At 58.2% G+C, this 14,155-nt stretch carries 19 protein-coding genes; 7 read left to right on the plus strand and 12 right to left on the minus strand.

Annotated elements, in window-relative coordinates:
* Positions 1 to 12: 12 nt before the first annotated feature.
* Entirely contained in the window at positions 13 to 357 is a 345-nt protein-coding gene (locus Z945_RS0107285) for a YbaB/EbfC family nucleoid-associated protein (protein WP_025051440.1), read from the plus strand.
* 29 nt (positions 358 to 386) lie between these two features.
* On the plus strand, positions 387 to 980 hold the full coding sequence (gene recR, locus Z945_RS0107290; RefSeq protein WP_025051441.1) for a recombination mediator RecR: 594 nt from the start codon (positions 387 to 389) through the stop codon (positions 978 to 980).
* Positions 981 to 1,248: 268 nt separating this feature from the next.
* Here the strand turns inward: recR and Z945_RS0107295 are convergent, their stop codons facing one another.
* Both Z945_RS0107295 and Z945_RS0107300 read right to left on the minus strand, forming a co-directional pair.
* Positions 1,249 to 2,352: an endonuclease/exonuclease/phosphatase family protein gene (locus tag Z945_RS0107295; RefSeq protein WP_025051442.1), complete on the minus strand. Its 1,104-nt coding sequence runs from the start codon at positions 2,350 to 2,352 to the stop codon at positions 1,249 to 1,251.
* Positions 2,353 to 2,466: 114 nt separating this feature from the next.
* Positions 2,467 to 3,234 (minus strand): DUF1013 domain-containing protein, encoded by a 768-nt coding sequence (locus Z945_RS0107300; RefSeq protein WP_025051443.1) that lies wholly within the window; start codon positions 3,232 to 3,234, stop codon positions 2,467 to 2,469.
* 129 nt (positions 3,235 to 3,363) lie between these two features.
* Here Z945_RS0107300 and Z945_RS0107305 point away from each other — a divergent pair, with 129 nt between their 5' ends.
* Positions 3,364 to 4,008 carry a ribonuclease T2 family protein gene (locus tag Z945_RS0107305; RefSeq protein ID WP_025051444.1) on the plus strand — a complete coding sequence of 215 codons (645 nt, stop codon included), beginning with the start codon at positions 3,364 to 3,366 and terminating at the stop codon, positions 4,006 to 4,008.
* A 300-nt stretch (positions 4,009 to 4,308) separates the two neighbouring features.
* Here Z945_RS0107305 and Z945_RS0107310 read toward each other — a convergent pair whose 3' ends face one another.
* The 4 genes from Z945_RS0107310 to Z945_RS0107325 all read right to left on the minus strand — a co-directional run bounded on the left by Z945_RS0107310 (position 4,309) and on the right by Z945_RS0107325 (position 7,295).
* Positions 4,309 to 5,295, minus strand: a complete 987-nt coding sequence (locus Z945_RS0107310) for an NAD(P)H-quinone oxidoreductase (protein WP_025051445.1) — start codon at positions 5,293 to 5,295, stop codon at positions 4,309 to 4,311.
* Between the two features lie 64 nt (positions 5,296 to 5,359).
* Positions 5,360 to 5,908, minus strand: coding sequence for a biotin transporter BioY (locus Z945_RS0107315; protein ID WP_025051446.1), 549 nt, complete (start codon positions 5,906 to 5,908; stop codon positions 5,360 to 5,362).
* An 81-nt stretch (positions 5,909 to 5,989) separates the two neighbouring features.
* Positions 5,990 to 6,586, minus strand: coding sequence for an energy-coupling factor transporter transmembrane component T family protein (locus Z945_RS0107320; RefSeq protein ID WP_025051447.1), 597 nt, complete (start codon positions 6,584 to 6,586; stop codon positions 5,990 to 5,992).
* Positions 6,561 to 7,295, minus strand: a complete 735-nt coding sequence (locus Z945_RS0107325) for an energy-coupling factor ABC transporter ATP-binding protein (protein ID WP_037970770.1) — start codon at positions 7,293 to 7,295, stop codon at positions 6,561 to 6,563. Before Z945_RS0107325 ends, Z945_RS0107320 begins: the two co-directional genes overlap by 26 nt.
* A gap of 103 nt (positions 7,296 to 7,398) precedes the next feature.
* Here Z945_RS0107325 and Z945_RS19520 point away from each other — a divergent pair, with 103 nt between their 5' ends.
* The gene (locus Z945_RS19520) at positions 7,399 to 7,749 is read left to right on the plus strand and encodes a hypothetical protein (protein ID WP_025051449.1); all 351 of its coding nucleotides are present in this window, start codon (positions 7,399 to 7,401) and stop codon (positions 7,747 to 7,749) included.
* On the opposite strand, the gene Z945_RS0107335 is transcribed toward Z945_RS19520, so the two are convergent.
* Complete coding sequence (locus Z945_RS0107335; RefSeq protein ID WP_025051450.1) at positions 7,746 to 8,432, minus strand: COQ9 family protein; 687 nt, start codon at positions 8,430 to 8,432, stop codon at positions 7,746 to 7,748. The genes Z945_RS19520 and Z945_RS0107335 overlap by 4 nt on opposite strands.
* Positions 8,433 to 8,543: 111 nt before the next feature.
* Here Z945_RS0107335 and rpsU point away from each other — a divergent pair, with 111 nt between their 5' ends.
* Positions 8,544 to 8,750 carry a 30S ribosomal protein S21 gene (gene rpsU / locus Z945_RS0107340; protein ID WP_025051451.1) on the plus strand — a complete coding sequence of 69 codons (207 nt, stop codon included), beginning with the start codon at positions 8,544 to 8,546 and terminating at the stop codon, positions 8,748 to 8,750.
* 241 nt (positions 8,751 to 8,991) lie between these two features.
* Here the strand turns inward: rpsU and Z945_RS0107345 are convergent, their stop codons facing one another.
* The gene (locus Z945_RS0107345) at positions 8,992 to 9,450 is read right to left on the minus strand and encodes an Lrp/AsnC family transcriptional regulator (RefSeq protein ID WP_025051452.1); all 459 of its coding nucleotides are present in this window, start codon (positions 9,448 to 9,450) and stop codon (positions 8,992 to 8,994) included.
* A gap of 138 nt (positions 9,451 to 9,588) precedes the next feature.
* On the opposite strand from Z945_RS0107345, the gene ald reads away from it, so the two are divergent.
* The gene (ald, locus tag Z945_RS0107350; protein WP_025051453.1) at positions 9,589 to 10,707 is read left to right on the plus strand and encodes an alanine dehydrogenase; all 1,119 of its coding nucleotides are present in this window, start codon (positions 9,589 to 9,591) and stop codon (positions 10,705 to 10,707) included.
* A gap of 39 nt (positions 10,708 to 10,746) precedes the next feature.
* On the opposite strand, the gene Z945_RS0107355 is transcribed toward ald, so the two are convergent.
* Positions 10,747 to 11,634, minus strand: a complete 888-nt coding sequence (locus Z945_RS0107355; RefSeq protein ID WP_025051454.1) for a cation diffusion facilitator family transporter — start codon at positions 11,632 to 11,634, stop codon at positions 10,747 to 10,749.
* Positions 11,635 to 11,718: 84 nt separating this feature from the next.
* Positions 11,719 to 12,147: a large conductance mechanosensitive channel protein MscL gene (gene mscL, locus Z945_RS0107360; RefSeq protein WP_025051455.1), complete on the minus strand. Its 429-nt coding sequence runs from the start codon at positions 12,145 to 12,147 to the stop codon at positions 11,719 to 11,721.
* Positions 12,148 to 12,297: 150 nt separating this feature from the next.
* Here mscL and Z945_RS0107365 point away from each other — a divergent pair, with 150 nt between their 5' ends.
* Positions 12,298 to 12,996, plus strand: a complete 699-nt coding sequence (locus Z945_RS0107365) for a glutathione S-transferase family protein (protein ID WP_025051456.1) — start codon at positions 12,298 to 12,300, stop codon at positions 12,994 to 12,996.
* 8 nt (positions 12,997 to 13,004) lie between these two features.
* Here the strand turns inward: Z945_RS0107365 and Z945_RS0107370 are convergent, their stop codons facing one another.
* Together Z945_RS0107370 and Z945_RS0107375 are read right to left on the minus strand one after the other, a co-directional pair.
* Positions 13,005 to 13,451: a YtoQ family protein gene (locus Z945_RS0107370; RefSeq protein ID WP_025051457.1), complete on the minus strand. Its 447-nt coding sequence runs from the start codon at positions 13,449 to 13,451 to the stop codon at positions 13,005 to 13,007.
* 43 nt (positions 13,452 to 13,494) lie between these two features.
* Positions 13,495 to 14,127, minus strand: a complete 633-nt coding sequence (locus tag Z945_RS0107375; RefSeq protein ID WP_025051458.1) for a class I SAM-dependent methyltransferase — start codon at positions 14,125 to 14,127, stop codon at positions 13,495 to 13,497.
* Positions 14,128 to 14,155 lie beyond the last annotated feature (28 nt).

The following is a 14,155-nucleotide window of genomic DNA, read 5'->3' on the forward strand; positions in this document are numbered from 1 at the left end:
AAGGAGAGAGCAATGCTCAAAGGACTAGGTGCGCTTGGCGATATGGCCGGCATGATGAAGAAAGCCCAGGAAATGCAGGGCAAGATGGCCCAGATGCAAGAGGAAATGGCCAATATCACGGTTGAAGGCGAAAGCGGTGCCGGACTGGTCAAAGCGACCTGCACCGCCAAGGGCGAATTGAAAGGTCTCGACATTGATCCGTCGATTTTCAACGGCGATGACAAGGAAGTCGTCGAAGACCTCATCCTTGCGGCAATCAAGGATGCACAGGCCAAGGCGACGGAACGCGCACAGGAAGAAATGTCAAAGCTGACCGAAGGCATGGGCCTGCCTGCGGACATGAAGCTGCCCTTCTGAATGCGTCTGCCACTTCAAAAGGCCACGGCGTGAGTTCGACCCGCGAGATCGACGCACTGATCGAGATGATGGCAAAGCTGCCGGGGCTTGGCCCCCGGTCGGCCCGCCGCGCGGTGCTGCATATGATCCGCAAGCGGGCACTATTGCTGACACCGCTTGCCGATCTGATGCAGACGGTCGCGGCCACCGCACGCGAATGCCTGAATTGCGGCAATGTCGGCACCACTGACGTCTGCGACATATGCACCTCTGAAAAACGCGCCAATGGCGAGCTTTGCGTGGTCGAGGATGTGGCAGACCTTTGGGCGATGGAACGGTCCGCGGTGTTTAAAGGTCGCTATCATGTGCTTGGTGGCACGTTGTCGGCGCTCGACGCCATTGGTCCGCAAGAGTTACGCATCCCGCGCCTGATGGATCGGATCAGCACAGAAAACGTCACCGAAGTGATCCTTGCGCTGAACGCAACCATTGATGGCCAGACAACAGCCCATTACATCGCCGATCAGCTGGACGGACAGGTCCGCCTGACATCACTGGCCCAAGGCGTGCCGATCGGCGGAGAGCTGGATTATCTGGACGACGGTACCATCACCGCCGCCATGCGGGCGCGCAAAGCGCTTTAATTTCACTTTGCTGTCTACAAATTAAGTGGCCGCCTGCTCCTCCCAAAGCAGACGGCCTGATCCCCCGCGACGCCAGCCGTTCACTTACGGTCGCATCCAGCGGCGGAATGGTATGCACGTTCAAGGATCTGTAGAGTTTTCCGGAAATCCGGCAACCGCGGTCTGTCTTCCGACTTCATCTCCCGGATCAATTGGCAGTTGAACTATGCGGCCATTTTATAGCATCCGTGATTTATCGCAAGAGACAGATCACGCCTGCGGCACGCCGTCACTCATCTTCCCAATCGCTGCCAATCGGCTCACGGTCGCGCTTGCGCTCTTCCACGATCATGCGCCGTGTCTCCATCTTTTCTTCTGCATCCGCCTCGCCGGGGTCCACCGCATTATCGTTTTCCCCTCCAAGAGCCAAAACGAACCACATCGGAAAATGATCTGATCCGACCTTGCCCAAACGGGTCATTTTAATCAGCCGGAAAGCCGGATCATGAAAAAGATGATCCAGCGGCCAGCGCATCCACGGCATCGTCGCGCTGAACGTGTTGTAAAAACCGCGCCCTACGCGCGGATCCAGCAAGCCGGACAAGCGCTGAAACCGCCGGGTGGTCGTGGACCAGGCCACATCGTTCAAATCCCCCGTGACGATCGACGGCAAGGGGTCCTTGGATGCTTCCAGCCCGATGATGGCAATTTCGCTGTCCCGTCCTTTGGTGTCATGATGTATCGTCGGCGGTTCGGGATGCACAACGTAAAGCCGGAATGCCTTGCCCGAGCGCAGGCGCACCTCGGTCCGGATAGAGGGCACATCCTGCACGATCAATTCGCGCACTTCCGGCCCGATCAAGCGCAACTTTGACATCACGCAGATGCCATAGCCATTGTCCTTGGGCACGTCGATCCAGTGATCGAACATGCCGCCCAAGTCGGCTTTCAGCGCGGCGATCCAATCGTCATCCACTTCGATGGCCATGACAATATCCGGCCCATTGCGTCGCACCATCTGGGTCAACGCGTCGTAGTTTCGGTTGGATTTTTTCACATTCACCGCAAGCATACTGACGTGTTTGTCACTATCTTCAGCCAATGCGCCGGAGGCACGGGTCGATTGCCGCGGCCACACAGGCGTGAACTTTACGATATATATCAATTGCATGCCGGCGAGCAGGGCAAATACCAAACCGCCAAAGCCCCAGAGCCAATCAGGACGTGCGAAATACGCCAGTCCCGCGAGACCCACCGACATCGCGAAAAACTGCTCCTTGGGAAAATCGAGGCTTCGGATAAAACCAACGGGCATTTTCGTGATCGGCAATACAGATGCGATGGTAAGCAGGACCACCATGGTCCAAAGCAGCACATCAAGAAATACGCTCATGGGGTAGGCTTTCCTTTATTCAGGGCCTTAACGCGCAAAAGGGGCGCAGGGTTCACCCCCACACCCCTTTTAACAATGAGTAAACCGCGCCACTCCCGGCGCAGCCTCATGTGATCAGGACGATTTATCATCCTCGTCATTTTCCTTTTCGCCGTCGGGCAAGGAAAAGAAACTGTCCGCGTCAGAATAATCGCTGGTGTCTTTCTCATCCTCTTCGACCATTTCATCGCCTGCAAGCGTGAAAGTCTCCAGACCTTCGATGGCCGTGGGAATTTTGGGCTCAGCCTCCATGCCGAGGCTCTGCTCTGTGCTGACCAACTTGCGGCGCTCATCATCGCTCATCACGTCACCGGCAGCTGCCTTTTTGGCGGCGGCTTTTTGCACGGCAGCGTCCAGTTCGGATTGTTTGCACAGGCCAAGGGCAACTGGGTCAATAGGCTGGATATTCGCGATGTTCCAATGCGTCCGCTCACGGATCGCCTGAATCGTTGGCTTGGTTGTACCCACCAGTTTGCCAATCTGACCATCGGTCAGTTCAGGGTGGAATTTCACCAGCCACAGAATGGATGCAGGCCGGTCCTGCCGCTTGCTGAGCGGCGTATAGCGTGGCCCGCGCCGTTTCTCTTCGCCCTGCGCAGCGGCGTTAAATTTCAGCTCCAGCTTATGCAGCGGGCTGTCTTGCGCTGCATCAATATCGGCCTGCGTCAGCTGGTTGTTGGCAATCGGGTCAAACCCTTTGACGCCCTGCGCGACATCACCATCAGCAATGCCCTGGACTTCCAACTCGTGCATGCCGACAAAATCGGCGATCTGCTTGAAACTGATGGTCGTATTATCGACCAGCCAAACCGCAGTCGCTTTGGCCATAATCGGTTTTGCCATGTTGATCTCTCCTTCAGAACACAACTTTCCCGTCGCCTGAAAAGGGCTGTCTCGGCGGGCCGAAACGGTTTCCATTGTCGGGGAACTTATCGGCCTTATACTGATGCAGAAATGATAAGGAAAGACCCAATGCGCAGGCTCTTCGGAGGCCTTACGGCCGCACTCATCGCCCTGTCCAGCACGTTGCATGCCGAAGGCGACCGCCCGGGCACCTTCGACTATTATGTTCTGGCGCTGAGCTGGTCGCCCAACTGGTGTCTGCGCGAAGGTGATGCCCGCAACTCACCGCAGTGCGATACGGGCACCGGCCACGGCTGGATCATGCACGGCCTCTGGCCTCAGTTTCACCGCGGATATCCATCCTTTTGCCAAACAGCCAAGCGCCCTCCGTCTCGCGGCATGACGGCGCAAATGGCCGATATCATGGGCACCAGCGGGCTGGCCTGGCATCAATGGAAAAAACACGGCACCTGCACAGGACTGTCCGCCACGGACTATTACACTCTGTCGCGCGAAGCCTACGCCCGTGTTGTGCGGCCGGAGATCTTCCGGCAATTGAAGCGTTCAGTCAATCTGCCAGCATCGGTCATCGAGGAAGCTTTTCTAAAGGCCAATCCGTCGATGGAAGCCGACGGCGTGACCATCACCTGCAACAACCGCCAGATACAAGAGGCGCGCATTTGCCTATCCAAAACACTGGAGCCGGTTCCCTGCGGGCAAGATGTTGTACGGGATTGCAGCCTCAAAGACGCGATTTTCAGCCCGATACGCTGAACTCGGACACTTGCACGGGTGGAAAGTGCGGACGGTATATAAGGCCAAAAAGAGAAAGGTCTTATTAACCAAAATCGGGTTTACTTTGTGAGCGGAGCAGGCTGCGGAGCCTATGTTCCGTGCCAAGGAGAGAGAGCCTTTGCGTTCTCGAAGGAAGAGAGGAGATACCAGGTATCCCCTCTCTTTTTGGCCTTATATACCGTCCGCACCATCAACCCGCTCAGGCCTCAGATGCTTCAGCGTTCCCGCCGCTACGGTCGAACAACAAGACGTGTCGCAGGCTTGCCTGCGTCCTTTGGATCAGCCGCCGATGCGCAAGACGATCTTGCCGATGTGGCCGCTGCTTTCCATACGCGTATGGGCATCTGCCGCGTCTTCCATCGCATATTCGCTATCCATAACCGGCGCGATCCGTCCGGCATCCAGCAAGGGCCAAACCGCTTCGCGCAATTCCTGGGCGATGCGGGCCTTTGCTAGATCGCTTTGCGGGCGCAAGGTGGACCCGGTCATCGTCAGCCGCCGGGTCATCAGCGTTGCGAAATTCACCTCTACCTTCGGGCCTTGAAGGAAAGCGATCTGCACCAGTCGGCCGTCTTCCGCGAGGGTCTGAATGTTCCGGGGGATATAGGCCCCCCCCACCATATCGAGGATCAGGTCCGCGCCGCCTTCGGCTTGCAGCACATCGACAAAATCCGAATCGCGGTAGTTGATTGCCGCTTCCGCCCCCAAATCAACGCAGGCCGCGCATTTGGCATCTGTGCCAGCCGTCACGAACACCCGTGCGCCGAACGCATGGCCCAATTGGATCGCGGTTGTTCCGATACCGGACGAACCGCCGTGCACCAAAAACCGCTCGCCTGCTTTCAAACCGCCACGCATGAAGACGTTGGACCAGACGGTAAAGAACGTCTCGGGCAGGCAGGCGGCTTCTTTCATACCCATGCCCTCTGGCACGGGCAAACAATGAGCCGCTGGTGTGGCGACATATTCAGCATAGCCACCGCCCGGCAGCAACGCACAGACCTTGTCACCCACGGCCAGATCAGACACGCCATCGCCAATCGCGACAACCTCGCCCGAAGCCTCAAGACCCGGCAGATCGCTCGCTGTCGGAGGCGGCGCATACATGCCCGCACGCTGGAGCGCATCCGGCCGGTTCACCCCGGCAAAGGCCACCTTGATCACCACCTGTCCGTGCTTTGGCTGTGGCATCGGCCGTTCGGTCAGCTGCAGCACATCCGGACCGCCCGCTTTGGTGATTTCAACAGCTTTCATCGTCTCGCTCATTTTTTTCTCCCATTCGTTATTGCCGTCAGCATAGGTTTCTGGCGCAGCGGATGCACCTTATCCGTCAGCTCTGTCGCGACAGCACGCTGCCGGGGCGCGCGCGCAAAAGACCGGCTGTGATCAATGCTGTCAGAACAACTTTGATCAAGTCACCGGGAATATAAACACCCAGAATGCCGATTGTTTCGAGCAACCCGCGTTGCAACACCAGCATAAAGCCGGCGATGCCAAAAATATAAAGCACGATAATACCACCGACGGCCGCCGCAACAGCTGCCGCAACCCCCACAGGCAAACGGCGCGTTTGCTCCATGATGTAGCCGGTGGTAAAGGCTGCGATAGGAAAGCCCACGATAAAGCCAACGGTCGGGGAGGCAAAAGCGCCCAAACCACCGCGCCCGCCAGCCAAGAGCGGCAGGCCCAGCGCGACAAGCACCACGAACAGCAATGCCGCCAGCCCGCCACGCGTAGCGCCCAGAACCGTACCGCAAAGCATGACACCAAGGCTTTGCGCCGAGATCGGCACGCCAGAGGCCAGCATAAGTGTTGGCATCAGGCCAAGCGCTGCGATCAGTGCAGCGAAGACAGCGATAAGGGCGATTTGGCGTTCCATGGGTCTTCCTTTAATTTTCTCTGGCCGCAGGAGTAGGCGAAGGATCGCGAGGCTTCAACGGCTAACCGTGAAGCGGGTCCCCTAAATGCCGCCGCGCGCGCGCAGGGCTTCGGCCACATGTTCGGCGTCGTCGATGGCGACCACTGCGAAGGGGATCAACACCCGCCAACCCGGCCGCCGCGCAGACCGGGCGTGCCATGCGAGCGTCAAAAGCCGCCCTTTTTCTGCAAGCACCGGGGCAAAACGGATCATCAGTGCTGCGGCCAGTTCGGCCCTGCGCACCGGAAAGCCAAGCCGCGCCAACGGTGCAAGCATCCAGCGCATCACCCCCATCATATCGCTCAGGCGGGTGGTCATTGTCACCAGATTGGCCAGCGCCACTGCCGACAGCATCCGCAACACAAGCGCAAGGCCACCCGCGAGATCCCCGATGACCGCATGCCAGACAATAATAAGCAGAACGAAAGGCCACAGAACCCGCAACCGCGCAGCTCCCGCCTTGGCAAACTGCACCCCCGGCAAGGCATAAAGCACCACCACTCCGCAAAGGATCAATGCTTGCAAGCCCAAAGACTGAACGGCGAAAAGCACAAGCGTCGCCCCGCACAGCAATGCAAGCTTGCGTCCGGCAGGCCAGTGGTGTGCCGCCGTTTCAACCGGCGAGGTGAGAGAGATCATCGCCGTCCCCGATCTGTGCCATCTGCGCTTCAAACGCTGCAAGCACCGGTTGGGCAGCACCATCTTGCACAACGGCACCGGCCTCAAGCCAGATCACCCGCTCATATTCTCGCAGCATCGCGGGGTCATGGGTGATCATCACCAAGGTCACCTCAAGCCCGTCCAGAATACGCTGCAACTGCCGCGTGGTCGGAATATCCAGCCCGGCAAAAGGTTCGTCCAGCACGATCACCGCGGGTGCCATCGCCAGCACCGACATCAGACAGACCAACTGCCGCTGGCCTTGTGACAACTGGTGGATCGCGGCCTTGGCCCAATGGGCCTTGCCAAACCGTACAAGAATGCCTTGCACCCCCGCAGCAACCTGCGCTTTGCCCTGCCCCATCTGCGTCAGGCCAAAGGCGATCTCTTCTTCCACGGTGGGAAATATGATCTGGTGATCCGGGTTCTGGAAAAGAATACCGACACTGCCCAAGGCTTTTTTGCGGTCTTTCGCCACATCCACGCCTGCGATGTGCACCTTGCCCGTGTCCGGTGCGATCAAACCGGACAGCAACCGCGCCATTGTGGTTTTTCCCGACCCGTTCCGCCCGACGATGCCGATACGCCGCGCGTCCGCCTGTAGGGAAAGCGGACCAAGCACCTGCTTGCCATCGGGGGCAAAGCTGACATCATTCAGTGCGATCAAAGGGGGAGGCGAGATGGTCATGCATCATCAGTCATTTGCGGCGATGATTGCTGACTAACAGGTCACCCCCCGATGTAAAGACGCGGGGGGTGGACGGCATCAAGTAGCAGACTAACTCCTCTCTATGCTTTTATTCGCTCTGTCCTTCATCGCCAATGTGTTGATTACGTTCATGCTGGCCTCTGCCATATCGCGCAATCATCCCGGCATGACAGAAGTCTACGGTCCGGACACTCCGGCGCGACGCATTCTGGCATGCGTTTACGCGGCCATTGGATTGGTCAGCCTATATGGTCTGGTACAGATGGGGCTGGGCAATACTGACATCGCCCGCGCCATTGGCTTTACGCTGTTTCCGCTGCAAATTCTGTACAAACTCGCAACGGCACCCGCTCTTTGGACCATGCATCCCGTTGTGCTTGCCAACCTGGGCGTCTCGGCTTTGCTCGCCCTCACCCTGATGCTGGCCCTTTAATCCCGCGGTGCGGTCCACGATCCGGGGAAATCCGTTTTGGGGAACCGTGTGGGGGCCTTGATCTTGCTTGCCAGCCAGTTTGGCCCGGCCATCAGCTTGCTCAGGGCCGGGTTGTCCCTGACCTGCGCCTTTAGCTTTTCGATTTGCATCACGTTATCGATGCGCCTGTCCAGAAAAGCCCAAGTCGCTGCATGGTCTTCACTGTTGTCGCCCAACCAATAGAGAACAGTGGCAGAATAGACCCCGCTAAGCGTGGCGCGCTTGGTGTACCAATTGACGTCATCCGAGGTGTCGCCCAGAGCCTGCCATATCTCGTCAGCCGTACCCCAGATCAGCTTGGCCCCGTCCGGTGCATATTGCGGCAGCGCAAAAAGCGTCGTGCCGCGCCGGACGGCTTCCTTGTCACCCGCCACCTCAAGCCGCAGGCGCACGGCCCGTGCGATCCGGTCACGAAACCGCATCTCTTTCAGGTCTTCAGCCTTGAGCGCAGCCAGCATCTGCGCATCGCCCCTTTTATGATAGGCCACCGCCAGATCGACCGCACCGCGCGGGCATATCGCACGCGCAACGGTCGGCTCTACATCGCTGTCGCGGATGGCCGCATTGAACGTCGCTTCCGACCACCCGTCGAAGGGAACGTTCAGCAAGGCGGCATCAAGTAACTGCGCTTTGGGATCAGACATATTTTGCTCCTGTCGCTACTGTCGAGAGACTCGACAAACTATTCTAACCTTGATATAGGCCGATTTCCTGCAAATCATTGCAACTTTATCCAGAAAGGTGGTGACAACCACATGCAGGTTAGTGTTCGCGACAACAATGTCGATCAGGCCCTTCGGGCTCTGAAGAAAAAGCTCCAGCGCGAAGGCGTTTTCCGTGAAATGAAGCTCAAGCAACATTTCGAGAAGCCGTCCGAGAAAAAAGCGCGCGAGAAAGCAGAAGCGATCCGCCGTGCCCGCAAACTGGCGCGTAAGAAATTGCAGCGCGAAGGCATGATGTAAATCATCCTTTGTGATTGCCGAGACTCAGAACCCCCGCTCCGTCAGGTTGCGGGGGTTTTTCTTTTCTACCATCCATCACAGAGCAGCACGACCATCTGCACATCACAAGCAGTCGGGGTTTAAGCCGCCTTGTGTCTGGCATCAAATCTCCCTGCATAAGGGGTGTGCTGCGGCTTGCGGTGTTGCCCCTACATCCCCGCGATTGAACCAACCCTGCCATCAGGGCAGGCCCCCGCCCGTCCTAAACCGGCAAGGCTGTTGTCTTGCATACTGTCCGCAGGGCAAAGCTTGATTGCATCCCCTGCACACCGGGCAAACGCGCCAGATACTGCCTGTGAATGCGCGCAAAGTCCTCGGTATCTTGCGCCACGACTTTGAGCAGATAGTCCGCCGACCCGGCCATCAGATGACATTCCAGCACATCAGGGATACGCGCCACCGACCGCTCGAAGGCATCCAGTACCTCATCCGCCTGACCGCTCAGTGTGATCTCCACAAAAACTGTTGTGGGCACCCCCAGCTTGCGCGGGTCAACGAGTGCCACATAGCCCCCGATATAGCCGTCCTTCTCCATCCGTTGTACACGGCGGTGGCAGGCCGAGGGCGACAGATGCACATCATCGGACAGTTCCGCATTGGACAGCCTTCCGTTGCGTTGCAGCGCACGTAGTATGCGGCGATCGATTTCATCCAAGCTCATCTGTGCACTCCTATCGCGCCTGCACCAATCTTTGAGCGATATTATTGCGTCAGGCGGGGTCAACACCAATAAAATTCGTCCCGCTTTGCAGGTCAAACGCTTTATGCATCTGCCAAACGTCAACCCAAGGACAACACCATGAAAATAGGCTGCCCAAAAGAGATCAAACCACAGGAATTTCGCGTAGGCGTCACACCCAGCGCGGCACTTGAGGCCGTGAACGCGGGTCATCAGGTGATTATTGAACGGAATGCAGGCATTGGTGCCGGCTTTGACGATGCGCAATATACCGCAGCGGGCGCGACAATCATCGACACCGCCGAAGAAGTCTTTGCCAGCGCGGACATGATCGTCAAGGTCAAGGAACCCCAGCCCGGCGAGCGCAAGATGTTGCGCGAGGGGCAAGTGCTGTTCACCTATCTGCACCTTGCGCCTGACCCCGACCAAACCCGCGACCTGATGCAAAGCGGCTGTACCGCAATTGCCTACGAAACCGTGACCGACCGCATGGGCGGCCTTCCACTGCTGGCCCCCATGTCCGAAGTTGCAGGCCGTTTAGCCCCGCAAGTCGGCGCATGGACCTTGCAAAAAGCGAACGGCGGGCGCGGTGTGCTGATGGGTGGCGTGCCGGGCGTTGGGCCTGCGACTGTGATGGTCATCGGTGGTGGGGTTGTCGGCACCCATGCTGCCCGAATCGCTGCCGGTATGGGCGCAGATGTCACCGTACTTGACCGTTCCTTGCCACGGATGCGCTATCTTGATGACATCTACGGCGGCGTGTTCAAAACTCGTTATGCCTCTGCCGCGAACACCATCGAACTGGCCCGCGAGGCGGATATGATCATCGGTGCCGTTCTGATCCCCGGCGCTGCGGCTCCCAAACTTATCAGCCGCGCGCAGTTAAGCGAACTTAAACCCGGCGCAGTGCTGGTGGACGTCGCCATTGACCAAGGCGGCTGTTTCGAGACGTCTAAAGCCACCACCCATCAGAACCCGATCTATGAAGTGGACGGGATCATGCACTATTGCGTGGCCAATATGCCGGGCGCGGTCGCACGCACGTCAACCATCGCGCTGGGCAACGCCACCATGCCCTTTATGCTCGATCTGGCGAACAAAGGCTGGCGGCAGGCTTGCACAGATGATGCCCATTTGCTGAACGGGCTAAATGTTCATGCAGGTCAAGTGACGTATGACGCCGTCGGCAAGGCGCTTGGCATAGATGTGCTTGCCCCCGAGCAGGCTCTCAAGGCCTGATCCTGAAATGCCGGTGTCGCGCGACCGTGCGGCACCCGATCAGATCACCAGCGCGGCCGACGGCTTGGCCTTATGCTCCGGCTCTACATGGATGGTGACGGTGCAATGGTCGATCCCGTCGCGCAGCGCGGCTTCCACCCGGTCACAGATCACATGCGCGTCGAACACGGTCATGTCCTCCGGCACCACCAGATGAAATTCGATGAACGTCGCCGCTCCAGCATGACGCGCCCTCAGATCATGCGCCTCGATGGCCCCTTTCGCGCTATCCAGCACCAGTGCCCTCATCTTCTCCAGATCCATCTCCGGCACCGATTCGTCCATCAGCCCGCCTACCGATCCGCGAATGACGATCCAGCCGGACCACAACACGTTGACCGCGACCATCGCCGCCAACACCGGATCAAGCCAGAGCCAGCCCGTCAGCACTGCCGCCGCTACGCCGATGGTCACGCCGACCGATGACACCACATCCGACATCAGATGCCGCCCGTCCGCGGCCAAGGCAGGTGACGTATGTTCACGCCCGGCCCGCAGCAGGACAAAGGCCCAGACGCCGTTGATGATCGACGCAATCAGGTTGATCGCCAGCCCCGCAAACGGAGCATCCAGTGGCTGCGGGTTCAGCAGTCCCAGAACCGAGGACCGCATGATCAGCACCGCCGCCAGAACAATCAGAACCCCTTCCAGCACAGCGCTGACATATTCCGCCTTGTGATGCCCGAAGGGGTGTTTGTCGTCCGCAGGGCGGTGCGCCACCCGCAGCGCAACCAACGCAGCCGTAGCCGTCGCCACGTTGACAATGCTTTCCAGCGCATCGGAAAACAGCGCGATTGATCCCGTGACCCACCAGGCTAGCGTTTTTATCGCCAGAACCGTCAGGCCGACGCCGATGCTGGCTTTTGCGATGCGCAGTGCGCTGGTCATGCGGTGGATCCTCGCGTCAGGCGGGGGTCTAGAACGAAAAAAGGCGGGAATAAACCCCGCCTTTCCCCTCGTTTATCTGCTCGATTATTTTTTGAGAGAATCGCGGATTTCCAACAGTACGTCCAGCTCGGATGGGCCAGTCTCCACTTCGGGTGCCACTTCGTCCGGCTTTTCCGCAGCTGCCTTGAGACGGTTCACGAATTTCACCAGCATGAACACGACAAAGGCGATGATCAGGAAGTTGATACAGGCGGTGATAAAGGCTCCGTAAGCAAAGATCGCCGCCCCGCTCTCGCGTGCAGGCTCAAGCCCGACACCAGCAGGCACATCGCCCGACAAAACCAAATACATAGAGGTGAAATCAACACCACCCAGAACCAGACCAATCAGTGGGTTGATCAGGTCACCGACCAGCGACGTCACGATCGCTGTAAACGCCGCACCGATGATGATACCCACAGCAAGGTCCATCACATTGCCCTTGGCAATAAAATCCTTAAATTCTTGAATCATTCTTCTGTCCCTTTGGTTGCGCGTCCAGCTACCATTTTTTTGCGCCAGATCGTCGATGCTAAGCAATTAACACATCGCGACGCATGGTGAAGACTGTTTTTAGGGGGAAAGGAGTCTAAGTTCCGTCATATAACGCAGTAGGAGCAGCAGATGGCCGACTTATCCGCATTCCCGATCACCAACCGGTGGCCCGCGCAGAATTCCGATGTTCTGCAACTCTATTCCTTTCCAACGCCCAATGGCGTGAAGGTATCTATCGCCTTGGAAGAGATGGGCATTCCCTATGAGGCGCACAAAGTCACCCTGTCGGATGCAGATGTGAAAAGCCCGGAATTCCTGTCGCTGAACCCCAACAACAAGATTCCCGCGATCATTGACCCCAATGGGCCGGACGATGCGCCCCTTGGCCTGTTCGAATCCGGTGCGATCCTGATCTATCTCGCTGAGAAATCAGGCAAGTTCATCGGAAGCACCGCGAGCGAGAAAGCCCAGATCATCCAGTGGCTGATGTTCCAGATGGGGGGCTTGGGCCCGATGTTTGGCCAGCTTGGGTTTTTCTACAAATTCGCCGGCTCAAACTGGGAAGACAAGCGCCCGCAAGAACGCTATATCGCCGAGGCCAAGCGGCTTCTGGCCGTGCTGAACCTTGAACTGGCGGGCAAAGACTGGGTCGCGGGGGAATATTCGATCGCGGATATGGCCATCGCCCCCTGGCTTCGCTCGCTCGATTTCTACGGTGCCAAAGAGGCGGTCGGTTGGGAAGACAACCGCAATTTGGTGGACTATCTGGAGCGTTTCACCGCCCGTCCTGCGGTGCAGACCGGTCTGGTCACCCCACCGCGCGACTAAGGCGCACCCTAGCCCGGCAAACTGCCCGTCAAAACATAGCGCAGAATCTGCACCACCTGTGCAGGCTCTGACGCGACGGCCAGCGCGGCGGCATCCACTTCTTTCAGCGCATGGGCATGATCGGGGCCGTGCAGGATGATCAACGACTTGCCAAGGGCCGCCGCATAGCCCGCATCAAAAGCGGCGTTCCACTGTTTGTATTGGTCGCCAAATCGTACGACGACCACATCCGCATCCTCAATCCCCTTGCGTGTGCGGATCGCATTCATCTGCGCCCCTTTGCGGTCATGCCAGAACTTGTCCGGTTCGGCCCCAAGGATGGTCACACCACAATCATCGCTTGCCGCATGATCGGTAACGGGGCTGTTGAACGACACGTCCAACCCTTTGGCCCCTTCCACAATCTGTTCGCGCCAATCGGTATGAATTTCTCCCGACAGATAAACCTTAAGCATGTTCAAACCCTTCTTTTCTATCATCGTCCCGGCACATAGCCCGCTAAACCCGCCGCGCCACGACATAGCGTGACATCGCCGGATAATTGCCCGCCTCGACAATCTCGAATCCCGCCTCGGTGATCATTCGGTCCACATCGGCGTTCGTCAGGCAATGCACCAACGGGGCCTTCCCGATAAGCTGCATCACCGGAATGATGGCGCGGATGGCAAAGCGTTTCAGGCCGATGGACGGCTCCGCTAGACAAGGCGTTTTCGAGATGAAATATCCACCGGGGGCAAGCTGCTTGTGTATCGCGGCAAACAGCGTCTTGGGGTCATCCGTCAGATGGAAGATATTAAACCCCATCACCACATCGAAAGGCGCATCAAGAGCCACAGCTTCCTCGGCCGACATGACCTGAAACGTGGCATTCTCGGACCGTTGATCCGCTGCCTTGTCCTTAGCGATTTCGATCATCGCGGGCGATACATCCGTGCCGGTGATCGACTGCACATTTGCAGCCAGCGCCAAAGCCGTCGATCCGGTCCCGCAGCCGATCTCGAGCACACGGTCTGATGCGTTCAAAAAACTACGCGTGCGGCCCAGCGTGTATTCATAGGCTTCCGTATTACGGATCTTCGCCTGAGCGTATTTCGCAGCGTGCTTGTCCCAGAAACCGGCGGCATCAATCATGGATCGTCTCCTTCTTGTGCCACCGGTG

Source organism: Sulfitobacter noctilucae (assembly GCF_000622365.1).
Taxonomy (GTDB): domain Bacteria; phylum Pseudomonadota; class Alphaproteobacteria; order Rhodobacterales; family Rhodobacteraceae; genus Sulfitobacter; species Sulfitobacter noctilucae.